The organism is Flavobacterium sp. W21_SRS_FM6, from assembly GCF_052119645.1.
In the GTDB taxonomy this organism is placed as follows: Bacteria; Pseudomonadota; Gammaproteobacteria; order Enterobacterales; family Alteromonadaceae; genus Paraglaciecola.
Map to the genome: position 1 here is coordinate 107,551 of NZ_JBGQOM010000011.1, position 21,340 is coordinate 128,890.

Below are 21,340 nucleotides of genomic sequence, written 5' to 3' on the forward strand. Positions count from 1 at the left end.
TACACTAGCATATAACTGGAGTATTCTTGACATAACAACGATTTATACCATCTTTTAACATGAAAAGCGTTTTTCGTTGCTCTATTTTTAAAATTCAAAATAAATTATTTAAGAATAAATAGGGCGATTTGTTAAAATAATATGGAATTCATTTTGTCGTCGTTATATAACCTTTAAGTATAAAGAATCCCCGCAGGTCAACAGCAAGGCTCCGCCATGAAATTACAACAACTTCGATATATCGTTGAGGTCTTAAACAATAACCTCAATGTTTCCGCCACAGCAGAAAGCTTATATACCTCTCAGCCCGGTATTAGTAAGCAAGTTAGGATGTTGGAGGACGAACTTGGTGTACAGATTTTTGGCCGTAGCGGTAAACACCTGACGCATGTGACGGATGCAGGCCAAGACGTTATTAATATTTCACGAGAAATTCTGGCCAAAGTAGAAAGTATCAAAGCGGTATCGCGTGAGCATACGCTGCCAGATCAAGGTAAGTTAAATATTGCCACGACCCACACTCAAGCACGTTACGCCTTGCCTGATGTGATTAAAGGGTTCATGAACAAATACAGCCGCGTTTCACTGCACATGCATCAGGGCACGCCGTCACAGATTAGTGATTTGGCCGCTAAAGGCGAAGCTGATTTCGCTATTGCAACCGAAGCTTTGCATTTATATAACGATTTGGTGATGTTGCCATGTTACCACTGGAACCGCAGTATCATCGTGAATCGCGATCACCCGCTTGCCAAAAAAACCACGATTGAAATTGAAGACATCGCCAAATACCCGCTGGTGACCTACGTTTTTGGCTTTACTGGTCGGTCAGAACTGGATCATGCTTTTAGTAAAGCAGGCCTTGATCCAAAAATTGTCTTCACTGCAACGGATGCAGACGTTATCAAAACCTATGTCCGTTTAGGTGTGGGTATTGGTGTTATCGCGTCTATGGCGGTCGATGAAAAACTAGATTCTGATTTGGTTAAAATCGATGCAAGTCACCTATTTGAATACAGTACGACTAAAATCGGTTTCAGAAAAGGTTCGTTCTTGCGCAGTTATATGTATGATTTTATTGAACGTTTTGCCCCTCATTTAACAAAATCAGTGGTAGAAAAAGCCATGATGTTGAAAAATAATGAAGAAGTAGAAAAAATGTTTAAAGGCTTAACGCTACCCGTTAAGTGAAAATAGCGTGTAGCCCGTCTTTTCGCTTAGCAGGCTAAAAGCAAAGAGTAAAACAGAAAACGGCGTCTTTGCTTAAAAAGACGCCGTTTTTCATTGCCTTAGCGTTATTATGTGTTGTTGAACCATGCTGCGCAGGGCTTTGCTACTTTTATCAACACTCAATAATATTAACCGCTAATCCACCACGAGCGGTTTCTTTGTATTTTGATTTCATATCATTGCCTGTATCCCACATGGTTTTGATCACTTTATCTAAAGATACTTTATGTTGGCCGCTGCCTCTCAGTGCCAAGCGTGAAGCATTGATTGCCTTAATAGCACCCATGGCATTGCGCTCTATACAAGGAACTTGCACCAATCCACCAACAGGATCGCAAGTTAGGCCTAAGTTATGCTCCATGCCTATTTCGGCGGCATTTTCTACTGAATCCACAGAGCCGCCCAAAATTTCAGTAAGGGCGCCCGCAGCCATCGAACATGCAACACCCACTTCTCCTTGACAGCCTACTTCGGCACCAGAAATTGACGCATTCTTTTTATATAAAATACCGATGGCCGCAGCGGTTAATAAATAGCGTGTGACAATTTCTTGGTCTACGGGTCTAACAAACTTGTTAAAGTAACAAAGCACGGCAGGAATAATCCCTGCCGCGCCATTGGTGGGCGCGGTAACAACACGGCCTCCGGCAGCGTTTTCCTCGTTAACCGCCAGCGCAAATAAATTCACCCAATCCATTGCAACCATAGGGTCAGCTGTTTGTTCACTTTGCAAACGACGATATAAACCTGGGGCGCGTCGTGTGACTTTTAAGCCGCCCGGCAATATGCCTTCGCTATTAATCCCCACTTGCACACACTCATACATGACCTGCCAAATGTGCCACAGCTTTTTGATGATTTCGGCTTTTGCTTGAAATACTTGCTCGTTTTTCATCATTAACGAACTGATGCTAAAGCCATTTTCTTTGCAAATAGACAGTAGCTCTGCGGCACTGGAAAAATCAAAAGGCACTTTTTGTTCTTCGTGTAAGAGGGCTGCTACTTTTTGCTCAGCGAAATCTTGTTCGCGAATGATAAAGCCGCCACCAATTGAAAAGTAAGTTTGTGAAAATAACACGTCCTTACCATGCATAGCGTGTATGGTCATACCATTGGCATGTTGTTTTAACGTTTTGCGACGATGAAAAATGACAGCTCCATCTGATGGAAAGTCAATGTATTTAAGACCATTGAGCAGTAAGGTCTGGCTCTGCTGGATTTCACTTAAGTAGCCATCTACGAGGGAGCTATCAATGGTTTCAGGTGCATGGCCTAGTAAACCTAAAATAACGGCTTTACCGGTTCCGTGGCCCTTACCGGTTTGGCCTAAAGAGCCAAACAACTCAGTTCTGACTTCGCTGGTCTTTTCCAATAGGCCCGCTTCTTGTAAAGCTTCACAAAAAGCTTTTGCTGCGCGCATCGGGCCAACTGTATGAGAACTAGAGGGGCCGATACCAATACTAAACATATCAAACACACTGATCATAAAATTTCTTCACATCCTTTAATTAACTAATTGTGCGCGGAATATGATGAGCCGACAATAACCTGCGCAATGACAAGGTGATAGTCGTTCAGCCCTAGGCGTAAAGAATAGTTGCTATTCAATGTAAAAGTGATTGGTTAAATTGCGTATAAAAGCAGCTGTTGCCCCCCAAATGTTTTTATCTTGCCAGGGAATAAAATAAACAGGGTAATGGGCGTTTTTACGTTTAACCCAATGAATAAGATGATTATTTTGATCCAATAAATAGCTTAGCGGTACTTCAAAAGTTTGTGCTACTTCATTATGATCAAGTAGCAATTGAATGGGCGGCTGAACAAAACCGATGAAAGGCACAACCTCATAACGACTAATGGTGCGATACAGGGGCAACTGGCCGATAATTTCTACTTGCTCAGGAAAAATACCAATCTCTTCGTAGGTTTCACGCAGCGCTGTGTGGAGTAAATTTTTATCGGTGGGTTCTTGTTTGCCTCCTGGGAAACTGATCTGTCCACCATGGTGTTTTAAATGAGCAGCACGCACAGTAAAAATCACGTTTAAACTGTCGGGATATTCAACTATCGGAATAAGAACAGAGGCAGGGCGCCCGGCCTCTTTTAAAGGAAAGTCGTGTTCAGCGGTCACTTGTCTGATATGGTGAAATTGATTGAGAAACTGCTGCTTATTCATCACATACTAACTTCAATGATTATGCCTTACCTTACTCTAAGCTGGCGAGTATAGGCAATATTTTTGCAACTTTATCAAGGCTCTCTTGGTATTCATCTCCAGGTACTGAGTCAAGCACAATACCGCCACCTGCCCAGCAATAAATGTTACCGTTTTCGCACAACAAGGTGCGAATACAAATACTGGTGTCCATATCCTCACGAAAGCCAAAATAGCCGATACTGCCGCAGTAAATATTGCGTTCATTAGGCTCAAGTTTATTGATGATTTGCATGGCCCTAATTTTGGGAGCGCCAGTGATTGAGCCGCCTGGAAATGCACCTTGAAAAAGGGCGTAGATGGAGCTGTCGTTGGCTAATTCACCTGTGACCGTGCTGACCAAGTGGTGCACGGCAGCAAAGCTTTCTATTTCAAACAACTTAGGTACTTTTACTGTATGAGGTTTGCAATGCTTACTTAAATCGTTACGTAAGAGATCGACAATCATTAAATTTTCTGCGCGGTCTTTGTCGGCGCTTAGTAACTGGTCAATTGATTGTTGATCAATTACAGGATCGGCTGAGCGTGGCCTAGTACCTTTGATTGGCTTAGTCTCAACGTGGCCATTTTTAACCGCCAAAAATCGCTCGGGCGAAATACTTAAAATGCAGCATTCTGGTAAGCGAATAAACGCTGAAAAGGGCGCATTGTTGGCTTCAGTAAGTGCCAAATACGCGTGCCATTCATCACCTTCATAGTGTGCACTAAAACGTTGAGCAAAATTAATCTGGTAGCAATCTCCAGCGCGCAGATATTCATCAACTTGCTGCAATTGACCTTTATAAAATTCAGAGGTCATGTTTGCTTGCCAATCCCCCGTTAATTTAAAAGAGGGTTTGCTACCTTCATTTTTCACTAATTGCTCAAAAAATAGCGGCTCAGGGTGAGGATAATGATCCGCAGCACAAAGATAAAATAAGCCGTTCACACGGTCTTTGATGACACTCCAAGTATAAATGCCTGCTGCCATATCTGGCGCTTGGTAATCGGTAATTTTTTGTTTAGGTAAGTTTTCAAAACAGTGGCTTAAGTCATAACCAAAATAGCCTACCGCACCGATTAGAAAAGGCAGTTCAGCATACTGCTCATCTGTCGTGGGAATAAGGTTAAAGTACGCTTGCTGCAAGGTTTGAATAAGATGAAGAGGGTTGTCGTTGGTTTGATAGCTTACGTAGTCTTTTTGCCAAACCGTGTTTTGTTGCTGTTTGTTAATAATAGTGGCGACAGGGTTTGCCACCATAATATCGAAGCGCGCATCTATATGTTGGCTATTCGCAGAGTCAAGCAATATGGACCATGCTTGGCTTGAAAATGCGCTAAAAAGAGTGCTGAGCTTGACCGTTGAAGGAATCGCTAAGGGATAAATGGCCAATTTAGGCACTTGGGTTTGCAACATAGATTATTTCAATTACCTGAATATTAATTAAACAACACAATTACTTAGGGTAAACAAGTGTAGAGAGAATACTGAAAAGTGTTGATTTATCATGGAGCTAATTTTCTGCAGAGGTTATCATAACCTAAACCTGTGAACGACAATTGTTGTTCAATTAACCTTGCATATTAAGAGGCAATTATGGCTGTTATTCGTCAGCAAGACTTTATCGATAGTATCGAAGATTCGTTGCAATATATTTCTTACTACCACCCACTTGATTACATCAAAGCAGTTGAAAAAGCCTATGACAAAGAACAAAGCCAGGCGGCCAAAGACGCCATGGCGCAAATCTTAATTAACTCGCGCATGTCGGCTGAGGGCAAGCGTCCTTTATGCCAAGACACCGGTATTGTAACCTGTTTTGTTAAAGTGGGTATGGCAGTGCAGTGGGATAAAACTGATTTAACAGTTCAAGGAATGGTTGATGAAGGTACGCGCAGGGCTTACTTAAATCCTGATAATCCTCTAAGAGCATCCATCGTTAGTGATCCCGCAGGTAAACGTACCAATACTAAAGACAATACGCCGGCAGTTGTGCATATTGATTTGGTGCCTGGCGCACATATCGAAGTGATGATCGCGGCCAAAGGCGGCGGCTCAGAAAACAAATCTAAGATGGTTATGCTAAACCCCAGTGATGATATTGCTGAGTGGGTAGTGAAAACATTGCCTACTATGGGCGCGGGTTGGTGTCCGCCAGGAATGTTAGGCATAGGTATTGGTGGCACGGCAGAAAAAGCCGGTGTGCTGGCCAAAGAAAGCTTAATGGACCCTGTTGATATTCACGAGTTGATGGAGCGCGGTGCGCAAACAACAGAAGAAAAACTCCGCTTAGATATATTCAAAAAAGTGAATGATCTGGGTATTGGCGCTCAAGGTTTGGGCGGTTTAACGACTGTGGTTGATATTAAAATCAAGTCAATGCCAACCCATGCGGCGTCAAAGCCAGTGGTGATGATTCCGAACTGTGCGGCAACTCGCCATGTGCATTTTCATCTTGATGGTTCTGGTCCTGCGTCATTTGAGCCTCCGAAATTAGAAGACTGGCCAAAAGTGACATGGGAAGTAAGTAACGACACTCGTAGAGTGAATTTAGATACCGTTACCAAAGAAGATATCAAGCAATGGAAAGTCGGTGAGACGGTGTTGTTGTCTGGCAAGATGTTAACAGGCCGTGATGCTGCTCATAAACGTATTCAAACCATGATGGAAAATGGTGAAGGTTTGCCTGAAGGCGTTGATTTAACTAATCGTTTTATATATTACGTTGGGCCTGTTGATGCGGTAGGTTCTGAAGTGGTTGGACCCGCAGGTCCTACTACGGCTACCCGAATGGATAAATGGACTGACATGATGTTAGAAAAAACAGGCTTGATCGGCATGATAGGTAAGGCCGAGCGTGGTCCAGCAACCGTGAAAAGCATCGCTAAACATCAAGCTGTGTATTTAATGGCTGTGGGCGGCGCCGCTTATTTAGTGTCTAAGGCCATTAAAAAGTCTCGTGTAGTGGCCTTTGCAGATTTAGGAATGGAAGCCATTTATGAGTTTGAAGTGGAAGATATGCCAGTCACTGTTGCGGTTGATAGCACGGGCGCTAATGCCCATGAAACTGGCCCAGCTATTTGGAAAGTCAAAATTGCTGAAGCAAACGCGTAATTAGTTTTATTGTTTTTGCCCGAGTAAACCACTGTTGTTTCTCGGGCCTCTTTTCTTTGTTCTTGCTGTTTCTCCTTTTATTTAAAAGAGTCTTACATGCCACACTTACCTGCATCCACTGATCCCTTACTTTTTATTTATCTCGCCGCGCTCGTGCTTCTCGGCTGTGTGCTTGGTGCGCTGGTTAAAGGATTAATGGCTAAAAAGCACTTGGTAAATAGTTTGTCACAACAACGAACCTTAGCTGAGCAAGAAATACAGCACTTACAACACCAAATAAGCCAGCAAGATAAACAACTCGTTCTTTTGCTCGAACAGCAAAACCAAGCACGCAATCAGCAAATGCTTGACCAAAAACGATTAGGCCAGTTAAGCCAACAGGTTGAGCGCATGAGTCAGTTAGAGCATGAAAAACAGCAATGGCAACACCAGTACCAGCAAGCAAATCAATTAGCTGCAGAGCTGCGTACTCAGCTTGAATCTCAAGCGGCGCGTTTTGAACAAGAGCAAATCGCCAGTCAAGAAAAACTGCAGTTGCTTGAGTCAGCTGAGCAGCGTTTGCAAAGTCAATTCGAGAATTTAGCCAATAAGATATTTGAGCAAAAACACGAAAAATTTAGTCAGGCCAGCAAAGCTGGCTTAGACAGTTTACTGTCGCCTTTAAAAGAGCAGATTGAGGGTTTTAAGCGTCAAGTCACCGATCAATATGTAAAAGAAGGGCAGGAGAGAGCCTCACTTAAAACCGAGATCATGGGGCTAAAAGAGTTAAATCTTCAGATCACCCAAGATGCGGCGGCGCTAACCAAAGCCCTTAAAGGCGATAACAAAACCCAAGGTAATTGGGGCGAAGTGGTGCTTGAACGTATACTCAAAGAATCAGGTCTGCGGGAAGGCCATGAATTTGACACGCAAGTTGCGTTAAAAAATGAAGCAGGTAAAAGTTATCAACCTGATGTAGTGGTGCATCTACCCAATGACAAAGATGTGGTGATTGACTCAAAAGTGTCTTTGGCGGCTTACGAACGTTATTTCAATCAACAAGACGATGAATTAGCGCGTGCATTACATTTAAAAGAACATGTGAATTCATTGCGCAGTCACATTAAAGAGTTGGGCAAAAAGGATTACCAAGACTTAAAAGGATTGCGCAGTTTGGATTACGTGCTGTTGTTTATCCCCATAGAATCGGCCTTTTTATTAGCGGCAGACCATGCGCCGGACATTCTTAAATTAGCCTTCGATAACAATATAATGTTGGTGAGCCCCACCAATTTATTGGTCGCCCTGCGCACCATAAATAACATTTGGCAGTATGAGTATCAAAATCAAAATGCTCAACTTATAGCTGAAAATGCCGCCAAACTTTATGACAAGTTTCATGGTTTTGTAACCGATATGGATAAGGTAGGTAAGGCGATAGAGTCCAGTCAGAAGAACTTTGATAGTGCCATGAATAAATTATCAACGGGCAAAGGTAACCTAATCAGGCAAACCGAGCAATTTAGAAAACTTGGCGTACAAACCAATAAAAAACTCGACAAACAACTGTTAGCGCAGGTAGACGATGATGAAGAGTGACTTAATGCACGATAAACGATTGGCTAGTTAAAAATCTTATACTGTTATCGGCTTAGCGATAGTTGCATCACGTATTTTGTAGTTTGGCGCCTACTGTTGCATTGAATAAATGTTACTGGTTTTCGTCATATTGATGGCGTTGGTGTTTATCGCGGTGAAACCGGATGTATCCGCTTTATTGCAAGGCCTAACAAAGCCGCGAATTCATGCCGACAGTTGCTAACGGCTATTGCCTTAATTGGAACCACTATCGTGTCTTACAATTTGCTTCTTCATGCATCAGCAATAAAGTCTAAGTGGCAATCAAGCAATGAATTAAACGATGTCAGGCTCGATACTGTTGCATCAATTAGTTTGGGTGACCTGATCACTATTATCATTACCTCAAATGCTACAGCGAGTATCTTTGGTCACAACCTAAAGGTTGAGGGCAGCATCGATATGGCCGTGCAGCTTGAAGTTTTATTGGTACGTTTTCATCGAGTAGTTTGGTTTAGGGTTACTGGCAGCGGTTTTACGGAGTGCTCTGGCTGCGCCATTAGCAACAGCCTATGATGTGAGCGAAAGACTCTCGCTAAAAACTCAACCAGCACATTTAGCGTTTAGACTCATAGCCTTACGAGTTGTTGGAATAGGCAATGGTGGCGGTTTTGGTGACTGCTGGTTTAGGCTTGCGCTTGATAATGAGCGCTATCGCGATGCTATAAATGTATTTGCTCGTGTTTTATCAATAAAAAAGGCTTCTAAAAAGAAGCCTTCGTTTTACAAGGAAGTACTATTTACCACCACGTTGCATACAGCGCCGCTAGAATTAATACCATGGCAACTGAAAGCGCATTGAACGATGGCTTCGTTCTGAAGTCGACAGTATCAAGAGAGACCACACCTTTATGACCATCAATATGGCTGGTTTTAGTGGTATAAGACGCGACAACCGCTAAAACAACACAGGCTAGAAATACCAGACCTACTCTGTCTATAAACGGTACTTCGGGTAACAAAAATTTAAACGCAAAGGAAAGTGCCGCTGAACCCACTGCGGCAATAATAGCGCCGTTTGAATTCATGGTTTTCCAAAACATACCGAGTAAGAAAATAACCACAATGCCTGGGGTAAAGAAGCCAGTAAACTCCTGAATATATTGAAAGGCTTGGTCAAAACTGCCCAATAATGGTTTGGCACAAACCATCGCAATAACCAATGCCACAATACTGACAATTCGGCCTACTTTTACATAGTGAGTTTGACTTTCATTTTGTTTAAACTTGCTATACAAATCCATGGTGAAAATAGTTGATACACTGTTACACATTGATGCAAGTGATGACACGATGGCCGCCACAAGTGCAGCAAATACTAAGCCCTTTAAACCAACCGGCATGAGGTTCATTAAACTTGGGTAAGCTTCGTCGGGCCGCTCCAAATCTGTAAATAAAATGGCGGCGGCAATGCCTGGTACTACCACGAAAAACGGTACAAGCAGTTTTAAAAACGCGGCGAAGGCTAAGCCTTTTTGTGCTTCAGCTAAATCTTTAGCGGCTAGGGCGCGTTGAATAATGTATTGGTTGAATCCCCAATAAGAAATATTCATGATCCACAAACCGCCTACCAACACGGATATGCCTGGAAGGTTAGCATAGTGAGGACTATCTGGGCTGAATATCATGTCGAATTTTTCAGGCATTGTTTCCGTTAAAATGGAGAAACCAGCTAAGACCCCTTGTCCGTCAGCAACGAGATCTAAACTGATATAAGTCAACATAAAGCCGCCAAACACCAACAGAACTACTTGAATGATGTCAGTATAGGCTACTGCTTTTAAGCCACCGTATGATGAATAAGCAATAGAGAAAATACCCAAAAAGATCATCCCATAAGCTAAATCTACACCGGTGATGGTGGTAATGGCGAGGCCACCCAACCATAATACGGCGGTTAAATTTACAAATACATAAACCGCCAACCAGAAAACAGCCATAATCGTTTTAACACGACTATCAAAGCGCTGCTCTAAATATTGCGGCATGGTATAAATTTCGTTTTTAAGGAAAATTGGCAAGAAAAATTTTGCGACGATGATAAGCGTGATCGCGGCCATCCATTCATAAGAGGCGATACCCAAACCCAATACATAACCAGATCCAGACATACCAATAATTTGTTCAGCAGAAATGTTAGACGCGATTAATGAAGCACCTATCGCCCACCAAGGTAAGGATTTACTGGCTAAAAAGTAATCCTGGGTATTTCTTTCATGATTTTTTTCTGCACGCGAAATGTACAGAGCTAGGGCGAGTAGTCCCAGTACGTACGCGATAAATATAGCGATATCAATCGTTGATAGATTCATCTGCAAAGTTCCAATTATTTCAAATGTGACTAGTAAATTTATAAGACTCAGTTGACGAGAATGATAAGTCTTTGTTTATTACATGAGCCTAAAAGCGGATCAGCTCATACATAAATAGTGTTATTAGACTGTTTAAGCGACGAAAGTTAAAAATAGAGCCGTCGTTAAAAAGACGAGGTGTTTTATCATATTTTTTACAATTGCGTGATGGAAATTAAATAAATACGCGCAATAAAATCCAAATAGTAATGCGAGTGCGCTTGAAAAATAAACGTTAGTGACAACATGCTAGGTAATACAGGTCTCAGATTAGGGTTGAACGTTCTTTCTTAATTGTGTTTTAGTCACCAACAAACGAAACAAACGAAACAAACGAAACAAACGAAACAAACGAAACAAACGATCCATGTAGCCAATAAATTTTTCTTGGCTCAAACGAGGTAATCAAACAGATGTCATCAGAAAAGTATTTTTACGAACCTAAACTTGGTCATGGACTGAGTCATGATCCTTTCAATAGTATTATTGCCCCCCGTCCAATTGGCTGGATATCATCCAAAGATAAACTAGGTCAGGTCAATTTAGCCCCTTATAGTTTCTTTAATGCCTTCAACTATCATCCTCCTCTTATTGGATTTTCTAGTGTTGGTTACAAAGATTCTGTGCGTAACATCGAACAAACTGGGCAATTTTGTTGGAGTTTGGTCTCGCAAGACTTAGCTGAAAGAATGAATACCACCAGTGCGAGCGTGGGTGCTGACGTTGATGAGTTTGAGTTAGCTAATTTAATAAAGCAACAAGGTAAACGGGTTGATGTTCCTTTTGTGGCACAAAGCCCTGTGGCCATGGAATGTTTGCTCAGTGATATTATTCAGCTAAAAGGCGCGTCGGGTGAAAAGTGTGATTCGTGGTTAGTGATTGGTGAAGTGGTTGGCGTACATATTCAACAACACTTAATTCAACAAGGCGTTTACAGTACTAGCGCAGCGAAGCCGATATTGAGAGGGGGAGGACCTGGCGATTATTTTACTTTTAATGATGAAGCAAAGTTTCAAATGTTTCGACCAAACCAAGGATAAGGTTTAGCCACATGCCATAAAAAAACGGCCTCAATTGAGGCCGTTTTTTTAGGAGAAGGTGTTACGCTTCACCCACCATGTTGAATGGTTAAATCAGTAGCGAGGCTCGCAGCCCGCGGCGCTAATCTCGTTACTAGTATTAGATTCTTTCGTTTAATGCGGCAACGATAGGTGAGCTATCTAAGCCGTTTTCAGCCGCCCAAGCCACCACGGTTTTACCGTCAGCTTCTGGAGAGCTTAAGTCACCTTTAGGCATTTTCTTAACCATCAAGGTGCCGGTTTCTACTGCGCCGTTTAACATGGCCGTACGAATTAAGCTTTGACCGCCACATGAAATCCCTGAGTAATAATCTTGTAATTGTAAACGGTAGTCAGACTGGACCATTTTCATTTTTTTACGCAATTCGCCTTTATCGTCAGCTTTCACGATAGTGCAGATGTTTTGTAGTGCTTCGTTGATATCAGCATGAGCATTACCAGCAACAATGAAAGAAGCGGCGGCTAAAGCGATAGAAGTTTTAACGATTTTCAACATGGTCAATTCCTCAAATAGGTAAAGTAGTTAGGTTTAGGTTTGATACAAGCTAATGTCTTGGCCTGTCTCGATGAACCTATTAAACCCCATTAAAATTGATTGAAAAATCTACAAGGTGATACTTAGGTATGTTGGTTTATAACTGAAAACGTAGGTGTCTGTTTGAGTTGATGAAGGGGCTGTCTAAAAATAAAACGAAACGCGTGCTGATTTTTGTTCAATGTACAAAAAGTGTCTGATTACCCTGCTATTGGGAGGTGTTTCCTATTTTTATTGTATTCAATTACTGTTTTTCCACCCATGAACCGCTATACTGTGCGCCGCATTTGAAAGCGATATAGACATAAAGCAAATTAAAGGAAAAAAATGACTCCTATTACAAAAACTTTTCAGTATGGTCAACATACTGTCACTTTAGAAACGGGTGTAATTGCTCGTCAAGCCACTTCAGCTGTTATGGCAAGTATGGATGATACTTGCGTTTTAGTTTCTGTTGTTGGTAAAAAAGACATGAAACCTGGGCAGGACTTCTTCCCATTGACCGTGAATTATCAAGAAAGAACCTACGCAGCAGGTAAAATCCCTGGTGGTTTCTTCAAACGTGAAGGTCGTCCTTCTGAGTTTGAAACACTAACTTCACGCCTAATTGATCGTCCAATCCGTCCATTATTCCCTGACGGATTCATGAATGAAGTACAAATTGTTGTTACTGTTCTTTCTGCTAACCCTGAAATTCCTACCGATATCATTTCGTTGATTGGTGCTTCAGCTGCACTTGCTACCTCTGGTATGCCATTTAATGGTCCTGTTGGCGCTGCACGTGTTGGTTATACAGACGGCCAATATATCTTAAATACTTGCACCTCAGAACTTGAAACTAGCAAACTTGACCTCGTTGTTGCTGGTACACAAAGTGCAGTATTAATGGTTGAATCAGAAGCAGAAATTCTATCTGAAGAAATCATGTTAGGTGCAGTGATGTTCGGTCACGAACAAATGCAAACTGTTATTGGTGCAATCAATGAATTTGCTGCTGAAGTGAATACACCTAAGTGGGATTGGCAACCAGTTGCTGAAAACACAGCATTAAAAACTAAGGTTAAAGAGCTCGCTGAAGCTGCGATGACTGAAGCGTATCAGATTTCAGACAAGATGGAGCGTAAAGACGCCATCGTTGCCTTAACTGAAAAAACAGTAGCTGAAATCGTTGCTGCTGATGAAAATCAAAATGCAAAAGAAGTATCGGAATTGATGCATGAGCTTGAAAGTGACGTAGTACGTTCACGTATTCTTGCCGGTAATCCACGGATTGATGGCCGTGATCCTGCGATGATCCGTGCACTAAACGTGGCTACTGGTGTACTGCCACGTACGCACGGTTCTGCTGTATTCACTCGCGGTGAAACACAAGCTATTGTTGTAGCCACCTTAGGCACTGAGCGTGATGCACAGATGATCGACGGTTTAAACGGCAAATCAGACAGCCGTTTTATGTTGCATTATAACTTTCCACCATACTGTGTGGGCGAGACCGGCATGGTAGGTTCACCTAAGCGTCGTGAAATCGGCCACGGTCGTTTAGCGAAACGCGGTATTCAAGCCGTTATGCCAACTGAAAAAGAATTCCCCTACGTTGTGCGTGTCGTGTCTGAAATAACTGAATCAAACGGTTCGTCTTCAATGGCGTCTGTTTGTGGTACGTCGTTAGCGCTTATGGATGCTGGTGTACCAATTAAAGCTTCTGTTGCTGGTATTGCAATGGGCTTGGTTAAGAGTGACGACAACTTCGTGGTATTGTCTGACATACTAGGTGATGAAGATCACTTGGGTGATATGGACTTTAAAGTAGCGGGTACCACTAACGGTATTACTGCTTTGCAAATGGATATCAAAATCGAAGGTATCACCAAAGAAATCATGCAGATGGCTTTGAAGCAAGCTAAAGAAGCTCGTTTGCATATTCTAGGTGTGATGGACCAAGCGATTACTGGACACCGTGAAGAGATGTCTGAGTTTGCTCCACGTATCTACACGATGAAAGTTGATCAAGATAAAATTCGTGACGTAATCGGTAAAGGCGGTGCAATGATCCGTGCTATTACTGAAGCGTCTGATTGTAATATCGAGATCGAAGATGACGGTACAATTAAGATTTTTGCAACTGAAATGGCTAAAGCAAATATCGCGATTGAGAAAATCAAGCAAGTGACTGCTGAAGTTGAAGCGGGTAAAACTTACTCTGGTAAAGTAACTCGTATCGTTGATTTTGGTGCCTTTGTTGAAATTTTACCAGGCAAAGAAGGCCTCGTACATATTTCTCAAATCGCTCATGAACGAGTGAATAAAGTATCTGATTTCTTAGCTGAAGGGCAGATTGTTGACGTTAAAGTAGTAGAAATTGACCGTCAAAATCGTGTTCGTTTAAGCATTAAAGATTTAGTCGAAAAGCCTGCTTCTGAAGCACCAAGCGCAGAGTAAGTTATTATTTAATTTATAAAGTTCAAATAAGAAAGCCCTGCTATTGCAGGGCTTTTTATTTTTCGGGTTTTCCAACTAAGCAGATTTTAAAACTAAGCCCTATTTATCAGAGGAATATAGTCTTTCTACTTTGTTAAGTAATGTTTGATCATCGATTTCCAGAATGACTTTTCTATGCAGTATGATTTTTCCATTGACACTCGATGATTCATCAATTTTAAGTGTTGGAACTTCGTCGTTTGACCATCGTTTTTGTTCTTTGGCTCGGTAGATGAGATCGCCTTTAATGGTTGTTCCATTTACTAAACTAATGTCGCCATTTTTGGTTTCTAGTTCGCCTTGAACGGTAACTGATATTAATTGAATATCACCGTTAACCGTGGATATATCGCCCCCAACTTCAGAGTATTCTCCCAGCTCTATATCACCATTTACGGTACTAATATCGTTTTTTACGGTGAGTTCAGAGCCCGCTTCGATGTCACCATTAACACTTGAGGCAGAAAAGATACTGACTCTTTTACCAAGAGAAATGCTGCCATTGACGGTATCGATATCTTCGGCACTGACATTATTTTCAAGATTGATGTCGCCATTAACCACGGATAGATCTTGCATTTGACTGTCTGCATCAATGTCTATATCGCCTAGCACATGACTCACATCACCTTTATGATGAGAATATTCATCGTCATGACCGCCAATATGAATAATGCAGCCTGACGTAGATAAGGTTAGTAGCGTAATAATGCCTAGTGAGGCGAGAGGGTTTATTTTCACAGTATTTTCCCTTTAATTTTTGATTATATCTACAGTTAATCAAGTTACATGCCATCTATTTAACTTATTGATAAAGTTATGTTTTTCGGTTTTTTGTCGTATAAATGTGGGTGGTGATTAATTGAAATATGGTGAAAAACACTAATAATTCGCCAATTGCTAATTTATTAAAGATTATCTGCAAAATTGATTAGATGCACCCAAGCCATAATGGTAGATTGGGCGATTAATTGCTGTTATTTACTTCGTGGTCTTAATCTAAACTGAAATGTAACGAGGTCTGAGTAATGAAGAAGTATTTGGTTTTATGTTTATTACTGATGGGAGTGCATGTTTTCGCCGCAGTCAAATCAGCACCAGACAATCAATGTGTTATTCAACAAATTGAAACGCAACAGCAATCTTTAATCGAACTCGAACAAAAAAGTGCAGTGAAAATACCTACTGGAGAAAGCCACTTTTTACTGAAGTGTGAGTTGCATCAAGATAGGGTATTTACGTTTCTAAAAAGTGAATTGATCGAATTCGAATGGCGTTCAGCGGATAATGAAGTTAAAACGCCTTTGCAAGGGACTCAACCCGCTTACTTTTTATCGAGAGGTTCTCAATTAGCAGAACTGCGTTTTATCACGCATCATGGTTATATTCCCTATTTTCAGTTACTCGAAGTCAATACATATATTGAACAAAGCCAAAAGACTAATCTTGTTATGGGGAGTTTTTACGGCTTGTGTTTGACCCTTATCTTTTATGTTTTCATTCTAGGACGCAGTTTAAAAGATAATACTTTTAGGCTTTACAGTGCATATATCAGCTGTGCTAGTTTGTTTTTCTTACTTCAAGAAGGGCAGTTAGGTTTATTTTTAAATGCCCAATCTTATTGGTTGAGTCATCAGTTGTATCTAATGAGCGCAGGGCTCACGGTTTTTAGTGCGACATTGTTTATTGTTCGTTTAACTGGTTTACGAACACAATGGCCAAAGATCATAAATCGGCTTTTATTTCCAAGTGCTTGGTTAGTGCTGGGCTTGTCAGTCCTCATTACGCTGTTAGAGCACAATCAGTTGTCCGCGTTGTTGGGCACTGTTATGGCTTATCTTACCTTGGGTATTATCCTTGTAATGGTGAGTTTAGTGGCGATTCAAGCCTATCGAAGAGTGCCTGATGCCTTATTGGTATTGGTCGCATTAAGTGTTTTGTTGCTTGCCATGGTGTTCAGAGTTGTGCTGTCAGATATGAGCCCCACCTTAAATCGATATGGTCTTATTATTGCTTTTGCCTTTGAGTCATTTTTGTTAGCTGTTGCGGTATCTGAACGTATTAAGCGTCTGAAAAAAAGTAAATTATTGGCTGAAGCTGAAGCAAACTATGATTTATTATGTGATGTACTTAGTCGCCGCGGTTGGCTTAAAAAAGCCGAAAGTTTAGTGGAACAGCAAAGGCACAAAGGAGGCATGCTAGGTGTCTTGTATATTGATCTTAATAAATTCAAACACGTGAACGATGTACATGGTCATAATGTAGGCGATAAGGTCTTACAGGTTGTGGCGAAGATAATTCGACACCAAATTCGAGACATTGATGCTTTAGGGCGTATCGGAGGGGACGAATTTGTTGTGCTCGGTCATTTTTCTGATAAAAGTATATTTCATCATTTACATCAACGCGTTGCTACCCGCTTGCAGCTTATCCCGATCCATACCGAAGAGGCCAATATCACTGTTAGCGCCAGTGTTGGTGCTGTTGATTTTATGACAATACCCAAAGATATTAGTGAGTTACTTAGAGATGGTGATAAAGCGATGTACGCAGAAAAACTCAATTTTTATCACAGTATTAATCCTATTTAGAGCGCAAGATAACAATAAAAAATGTAAGGATAATGATGTTAACAAACCAACAAAAAACACAATTCACTGATCAAGGCTACGTGGTTCTAAATGAATTTTTTACTGCGCAGCGGATGGATGAGCTCAAAGAAGCTGCAGCCCAAATCGTTGATAACTTTGACCCAAACTCAACCCGCGCTGTGTTTTCTACTCAAGATCAAAGTAAAAGTCGCGATGACTATTTTCTTACTTCTGATGACAAAGTGCGCTGCTTTTTTGAAGAGAACGCATTTGATGAGAGAGGTGAACTTAAGCAAGAAAAATCATTGAGTATCAATAAAATTGGCCATGCCTTGCATGTCCTTAACCCCGTGTTTAAAGCATTTAGTCATAGTCAAACTATTGCACAATTAGCTTTCGATGTCGGTTTAGTTAAACCGCAGATCCACCAATCAATGTATATTTTCAAACAACCCAAAATTGGTGGAGTAATCCGTTGGCATCAAGATGCGAGCTATTTTTATAGCGATCCTATCACTGTTGTAACGTTTTGGTTTGCAGTGGAGGATGCCACGCTTGCCAACGGTTGTTTGCAGGTCCAAGCTGAGCCAGAAGCCTACCCCTTGATTGAGCAATTTAAGCGGGATGCGTATGACAATACCGAATTAGTTAAATTAAGTGATAAGCCTTGGCCTGCAGATGAAGACGCCAAACCGCTGGAAGTCAAAAAGGGCAGCTTGGTTATATTTAATGGATTATTACCCCACTTTAGTGCGCCTAATTTATCCGATAAGTCCAGACATGCTTTTACCCTGCACATGACTTGCGCAAGCAGTCAGTATGCAAAAGAAAATTGGCTAAGAGCAGAGCCTAGTGCTTTATATTGATTGTGGGATATGAATTTAAAGCGAAATTCGCTGGCCCTTAGCGGCCGAAGCAAAGGCCGCTTGAACAATTTGAATGTCCCGCATACCTTCTTCACCGGGAACTAGAAGAGGTCCCTTGCCAAGTAACGCTAAGGTATCGTCATCCATTTGAATAGCTTGTTGAATCTGTTTTATTGCAGAATAGATATGTTGGTCGCTAGTGTACCCGGTGACGCCTGTGTAATTTGACATCGGCCGCAAGCTATACCAGCCATTCGAGCAATTCATAGTCAGTTGACTAAAAGATTTCACTACACTGGTGGCACATTCCGCGATCAGCCCATCAGGGAACTCGAGGGTAAAATAGGTGGTTTCATCTACTTCCTTGAAAATATCCGGATGAGATTTTTCATGTTTGGCAGTTATGGCGACGGGTTCAAGCCCAGTCATAAACCGACAACCATTTAGGGGATAGACACCCATATCATACATAGCTCCTCCTCCCATGGCTTTCTGCATACGCCAATTATCGGCAGGTAAGCCCTGACCCCCATAACCTGCTTGAGCGACAATGTGGGTTAATTTACCGTAAGGGGCGGTGGATTTATATTGCATAAAACGCCTTGTATTGGGTTCATGTTGCATGCGGTAACCAATACTTAGTTTTACTTTATTTTTGTGACATACATCGATGATACGTTGACACTGTTCAACAGTCAGTGCCATTGGCTTTTCGCACCAAACATGTTTTCCCGCATTAGCAGCGATCTCACAGTATTGCAGGTGCAGAGCGGTGGGAACAACAACGTAAACTATATCGATATCAGGGTTGTTGGCTAATTCGTGCATGTTGCGGTAGGAATAAATATTGTTGTTCTTTATTCCATAGCGCTGTTGCCACTTAGGTATTTTTTGTGGACTGCCGGTCACAATGCCACGTAACTCGCAATGTGTGGTGAGCTCCAGTGCAGGAGCAAGCAAGCCTTCGCTGTATTGTCCTAGACCGACTAAGGCTACCCCAAGCTTTGAACTACCTGATTGTGAAGCCAAAGTTCCTTTAGCGTTGAGAAGTGTGCTTAAACCTAAACCACCACTTAGTTGCATAAACTTTCTTCGATTTATCTCTGGCATATTTATTGTTCCTTGCAGTACGTAAATTCAGTGTTGAACAAAATATGAGCGTTAGCAAGCCTTCGGTTATATGTCATAACGCACTTGTTAGAAAATTTAGTATGCCAGCTTAGATAGGAATTAATATTCATGTAGACTAAGCACAGAGTTATTTAAGTCGGTCAATATACCATGCTGCATGATTATGAATTAAAGAGTAGGAGCCTAAAAGGGCAGGTGAGTGAGAAGGAATGGCAAACTCGGGTCGATCTTGCCGCGTGTTATCGTTTGGTTGCTAGTTTTGGCTGGGGTGATTTAATTTACACGCATATTTCTGCTCGTATCCCTCAGACCGATGACTACCTAGTGAACGCCTTTGGTCTAACATTCGAAGAAGTGAGCGCTTCAAATTTAGTTAAGGTGAACCTCGAAGGAGAGATACTTGATGGTTCCCCTTATGGGATAAATCCGGCGGGTTTTACTATCCACAGCGCTATTCATGAAGTGCGTCATGATGTGCAGTGTGTGATTCATTTACATACAAAGGCCACTATTGGTGTCGCAACGATTGAAGGTGGCTTACAACCTTGGAGTCAGTATGCGTTGTTTTCACTTCCATCACTCAGTTATCACGGTTATGAGGGCTTAGCAGTTAACGCGGATGAAAAAGCCCGTTTGCAGAAAGACCTAGGCCAAACCAATCACATGCTGTTGCATAATCACGGCGGCTTGGCCGTGGGCCCCACGGTTGGGGATGCATTCATGCGTTTTTATGATTTACAACGTGCTTGTGAAATTCAAATGGAACTAATGCAAACAGGTAAACCGGTGATCACAATTCCGCCAGCTATCGTTGAAGGTATATATCAGCAAGCAAATGTCGTTCATAGTGGCATTACCGGTGGGCAATTAGCTTGGCCAGCTATGTTGCGTAAGGCCTACAAACTTGACCCTAGTTTTTGTCTTTAAGTTTTTTTAAGTTGAGTCTTTTTTAGGATAATTATGAAAATAGTTCGTGTTGAAATTTTTGATATTCATTGTCCAAAACGTACGGTTTGGAATCCTGTTTTTGTGCGTATTCATACAGACGAGGGTATCAGTGGCGTAGGTGAAGCTGGTTTAGCCTATGACTTAGGGCACAGCGCTGCCGCTCACATGATCAAAGAAATTGCTGAGGCGATGTTGATAGGTTGGGATCCCTTTAGAACGGAAGCACTATGGAGTCGAATGTTACGTGAAAGTTTTTGGGGTTTAGGTGGCGGTCCAATTATATATGCTGCTATGAGCGCTATTGATACCGCCCTATGGGATATTCGAGGTAAAGCCTTAGGTGTGCCGGTGTATCAATTATTAGGTGGTAAAACTAACGCTAAATTACGGACTTACGCCAGCCAATTACAATTTGATTGGGACAAAGAAGTCACGCGCTTAAATCATCCTGTGGACTACGGCAAGGCTGCAGAAAAGGCCGTTGCAGAAGGTTATGACGCAGTAAAAGTTGATCCTATTGTGTACGACAAAGAAGGCGTAAGCCATTTTGATCGAACCAAGTTGTTTACCCAGCCTGAGTTACGACTTTTTAAAGCCCGTTTACAAGCGATACGGGATGCGGTGGGTGATGATGTAGATATTATTTTTGAATGTCATAGCTTAGCTGGCGCAGCAAGTGCAATTCAATTAGGTGAAATGATTGAAGATATAGGGTGCTTGTTTTACGAAGAGCCGGTGAATTATCTAAATTCTAAGGTACACGACAAAGTCTCTAAACGGGTTAATGTGCCTATTGCTGGCGGAGAACGTTTGTATAATCGCTGGGGGATTCGCCCTTATATGGAAGACCAATCAATTGACGTGCTCCAACCTGATATCGGCTTGTGTGGCGGTTTTACCGAAACCAAAAAGGTATGTGATTATGCAGATGTGTATGATGTGCGTGTTCAAGCCCATGTGTGTGGTGGGCCTGTAGCAACTGCGGCAAGTTTGCATTTAGAAACGGCTATTCCTAATTTCTTGATCCATGAACACCATACTTATGCCATAAAAGAGTGGAACCGTGAGCTATGTTTGCAAGATCCACAACCAGTGAATGGTTTTTTTGAAGTGACTGAAGTCCCCGGCATTGGTATCGATTTGAATGACGAAGTGGTTTACCGTTCACCCCACATGGAAGTCAAATAAGGATATCTAAGATTAAA

Annotated in this window: 17 protein-coding genes; 10 read left to right on the forward strand and 7 right to left on the reverse strand. The window is 41.8% G+C overall.

Annotated features, from left to right (window positions below; genetic code table 11):
• Positions 1–216 precede the first annotated feature (216 nt).
• On the forward strand, positions 217–1,191 hold the full coding sequence (gene cysB / locus ACEN2L_RS17110) for an HTH-type transcriptional regulator CysB (RefSeq protein ID WP_306021767.1): 975 nt from the start codon (positions 217–219) through the stop codon (positions 1,189–1,191).
• A gap of 151 nt (positions 1,192–1,342) precedes the next feature.
• On the opposite strand, the gene ACEN2L_RS17115 is transcribed toward cysB, so the two are convergent.
• The 3 genes from ACEN2L_RS17115 to pabB all read right to left on the reverse strand — a co-directional run bounded on the left by ACEN2L_RS17115 (position 1,343) and on the right by pabB (position 4,841).
• Complete coding sequence (locus ACEN2L_RS17115; protein ID WP_441745334.1) at positions 1,343–2,716, reverse strand: L-serine ammonia-lyase; 1,374 nt, start codon at positions 2,714–2,716, stop codon at positions 1,343–1,345.
• 114 nt (positions 2,717–2,830) lie between these two features.
• Positions 2,831–3,406, reverse strand: coding sequence for a CoA pyrophosphatase (locus tag ACEN2L_RS17120; protein WP_306021769.1), 576 nt, complete (start codon positions 3,404–3,406; stop codon positions 2,831–2,833).
• A 31-nt stretch (positions 3,407–3,437) separates the two neighbouring features.
• On the reverse strand, positions 3,438–4,841 hold the full coding sequence (gene pabB, locus ACEN2L_RS17125) for an aminodeoxychorismate synthase component I (protein ID WP_441745335.1): 1,404 nt from the start codon (positions 4,839–4,841) through the stop codon (positions 3,438–3,440).
• 180 nt (positions 4,842–5,021) lie between these two features.
• Between pabB and ACEN2L_RS17130 the strand changes: the two genes are divergently transcribed.
• The 3 genes from ACEN2L_RS17130 to ACEN2L_RS17140 all read left to right on the forward strand — a co-directional run bounded on the left by ACEN2L_RS17130 (position 5,022) and on the right by ACEN2L_RS17140 (position 8,672).
• Positions 5,022–6,539, forward strand: a complete 1,518-nt coding sequence (locus ACEN2L_RS17130; protein ID WP_441745336.1) for a fumarate hydratase — start codon at positions 5,022–5,024, stop codon at positions 6,537–6,539.
• Between the two features lie 96 nt (positions 6,540–6,635).
• Positions 6,636–8,117 (forward strand): DNA recombination protein RmuC, encoded by a 1,482-nt coding sequence (rmuC, locus tag ACEN2L_RS17135; protein ID WP_441745337.1) that lies wholly within the window; start codon positions 6,636–6,638, stop codon positions 8,115–8,117.
• Between the two features lie 216 nt (positions 8,118–8,333).
• Complete coding sequence (locus ACEN2L_RS17140; protein ID WP_441745338.1) at positions 8,334–8,672, forward strand: divalent metal cation transporter; 339 nt, start codon at positions 8,334–8,336, stop codon at positions 8,670–8,672.
• Positions 8,673–8,896: 224 nt separating this feature from the next.
• Here ACEN2L_RS17140 and ACEN2L_RS17145 read toward each other — a convergent pair whose 3' ends face one another.
• The gene (locus ACEN2L_RS17145; protein ID WP_441745339.1) at positions 8,897–10,468 is read right to left on the reverse strand and encodes a sodium/sugar symporter; all 1,572 of its coding nucleotides are present in this window, start codon (positions 10,466–10,468) and stop codon (positions 8,897–8,899) included.
• A gap of 452 nt (positions 10,469–10,920) precedes the next feature.
• Here ACEN2L_RS17145 and ACEN2L_RS17150 point away from each other — a divergent pair, with 452 nt between their 5' ends.
• Positions 10,921–11,547: a flavin reductase family protein gene (locus tag ACEN2L_RS17150; RefSeq protein WP_441745340.1), complete on the forward strand. Its 627-nt coding sequence runs from the start codon at positions 10,921–10,923 to the stop codon at positions 11,545–11,547.
• A 139-nt stretch (positions 11,548–11,686) separates the two neighbouring features.
• Here the strand turns inward: ACEN2L_RS17150 and ACEN2L_RS17155 are convergent, their stop codons facing one another.
• A complete protein-coding gene (locus ACEN2L_RS17155) occupies positions 11,687–12,082 on the reverse strand; it encodes a DUF3718 domain-containing protein (protein ID WP_441745341.1) in 396 nt (131 codons plus the stop codon).
• Between the two features lie 366 nt (positions 12,083–12,448).
• Between ACEN2L_RS17155 and pnp the strand changes: the two genes are divergently transcribed.
• On the forward strand, positions 12,449–14,560 hold the full coding sequence (gene pnp / locus ACEN2L_RS17160; protein WP_306023097.1) for a polyribonucleotide nucleotidyltransferase: 2,112 nt from the start codon (positions 12,449–12,451) through the stop codon (positions 14,558–14,560).
• 99 nt (positions 14,561–14,659) lie between these two features.
• Here pnp and ACEN2L_RS17165 read toward each other — a convergent pair whose 3' ends face one another.
• The gene (locus ACEN2L_RS17165; RefSeq protein ID WP_441745342.1) at positions 14,660–15,340 is read right to left on the reverse strand and encodes a hypothetical protein; all 681 of its coding nucleotides are present in this window, start codon (positions 15,338–15,340) and stop codon (positions 14,660–14,662) included.
• A gap of 287 nt (positions 15,341–15,627) precedes the next feature.
• Between ACEN2L_RS17165 and ACEN2L_RS17170 the strand changes: the two genes are divergently transcribed.
• Together ACEN2L_RS17170 and ACEN2L_RS17175 are read left to right on the forward strand one after the other, a co-directional pair.
• Positions 15,628–17,190 (forward strand): sensor domain-containing diguanylate cyclase, encoded by a 1,563-nt coding sequence (locus ACEN2L_RS17170; protein ID WP_441745343.1) that lies wholly within the window; start codon positions 15,628–15,630, stop codon positions 17,188–17,190.
• A gap of 32 nt (positions 17,191–17,222) precedes the next feature.
• Entirely contained in the window at positions 17,223–18,056 is an 834-nt protein-coding gene (locus ACEN2L_RS17175; RefSeq protein WP_441745344.1) for a phytanoyl-CoA dioxygenase family protein, read from the forward strand.
• A gap of 15 nt (positions 18,057–18,071) precedes the next feature.
• Here ACEN2L_RS17175 and ACEN2L_RS17180 read toward each other — a convergent pair whose 3' ends face one another.
• A complete protein-coding gene (locus ACEN2L_RS17180) occupies positions 18,072–19,166 on the reverse strand; it encodes a Gfo/Idh/MocA family protein (RefSeq protein ID WP_441745345.1) in 1,095 nt (364 codons plus the stop codon).
• A gap of 171 nt (positions 19,167–19,337) precedes the next feature.
• On the opposite strand from ACEN2L_RS17180, the gene ACEN2L_RS17185 reads away from it, so the two are divergent.
• Together ACEN2L_RS17185 and ACEN2L_RS17190 are read left to right on the forward strand one after the other, a co-directional pair.
• Positions 19,338–20,114, forward strand: a complete 777-nt coding sequence (locus ACEN2L_RS17185) for a class II aldolase/adducin family protein (protein WP_441745346.1) — start codon at positions 19,338–19,340, stop codon at positions 20,112–20,114.
• Between the two features lie 33 nt (positions 20,115–20,147).
• Positions 20,148–21,323 carry a mandelate racemase/muconate lactonizing enzyme family protein gene (locus ACEN2L_RS17190; protein ID WP_306023091.1) on the forward strand — a complete coding sequence of 392 codons (1,176 nt, stop codon included), beginning with the start codon at positions 20,148–20,150 and terminating at the stop codon, positions 21,321–21,323.
• The last annotated feature ends 17 nt before the right edge of the window (positions 21,324–21,340 follow it).

Bases quoted from the DNA above. Each gene is read 5' to 3' on its own strand.
- cysB (WP_306021767.1), top strand. From the start codon at position 217: ATGAAATTACAACAACTTCGATATATCGTTGAGGTCTTAAACAATAAC.
- ACEN2L_RS17115 (WP_441745334.1), bottom strand. From the start codon at position 2,716: ATGATCAGTGTGTTTGATATGTTTAGTATTGGTATCGGCCCCTCTAGT.
- ACEN2L_RS17120 (WP_306021769.1), bottom strand. From the start codon at position 3,406: ATGAATAAGCAGCAGTTTCTCAATCAATTTCACCATATCAGACAAGTG.
- pabB (WP_441745335.1), bottom strand. From the start codon at position 4,841: ATGTTGCAAACCCAAGTGCCTAAATTGGCCATTTATCCCTTAGCGATT.
- ACEN2L_RS17130 (WP_441745336.1), top strand. From the start codon at position 5,022: ATGGCTGTTATTCGTCAGCAAGACTTTATCGATAGTATCGAAGATTCG.
- rmuC (WP_441745337.1), top strand. From the start codon at position 6,636: ATGCCACACTTACCTGCATCCACTGATCCCTTACTTTTTATTTATCTC.
- ACEN2L_RS17145 (WP_441745339.1), bottom strand. From the start codon at position 10,468: ATGAATCTATCAACGATTGATATCGCTATATTTATCGCGTACGTACTG.
- ACEN2L_RS17150 (WP_441745340.1), top strand. From the start codon at position 10,921: ATGTCATCAGAAAAGTATTTTTACGAACCTAAACTTGGTCATGGACTG.
- ACEN2L_RS17155 (WP_441745341.1), bottom strand. From the start codon at position 12,082: ATGTTGAAAATCGTTAAAACTTCTATCGCTTTAGCCGCCGCTTCTTTC.
- pnp (WP_306023097.1), top strand. From the start codon at position 12,449: ATGACTCCTATTACAAAAACTTTTCAGTATGGTCAACATACTGTCACT.
- ACEN2L_RS17170 (WP_441745343.1), top strand. From the start codon at position 15,628: ATGAAGAAGTATTTGGTTTTATGTTTATTACTGATGGGAGTGCATGTT.
- ACEN2L_RS17175 (WP_441745344.1), top strand. From the start codon at position 17,223: ATGATGTTAACAAACCAACAAAAAACACAATTCACTGATCAAGGCTAC.
- ACEN2L_RS17180 (WP_441745345.1), bottom strand. From the start codon at position 19,166: ATGCCAGAGATAAATCGAAGAAAGTTTATGCAACTAAGTGGTGGTTTA.
- ACEN2L_RS17185 (WP_441745346.1), top strand. From the start codon at position 19,338: ATGCTGCATGATTATGAATTAAAGAGTAGGAGCCTAAAAGGGCAGGTG.
- ACEN2L_RS17190 (WP_306023091.1), top strand. From the start codon at position 20,148: ATGAAAATAGTTCGTGTTGAAATTTTTGATATTCATTGTCCAAAACGT.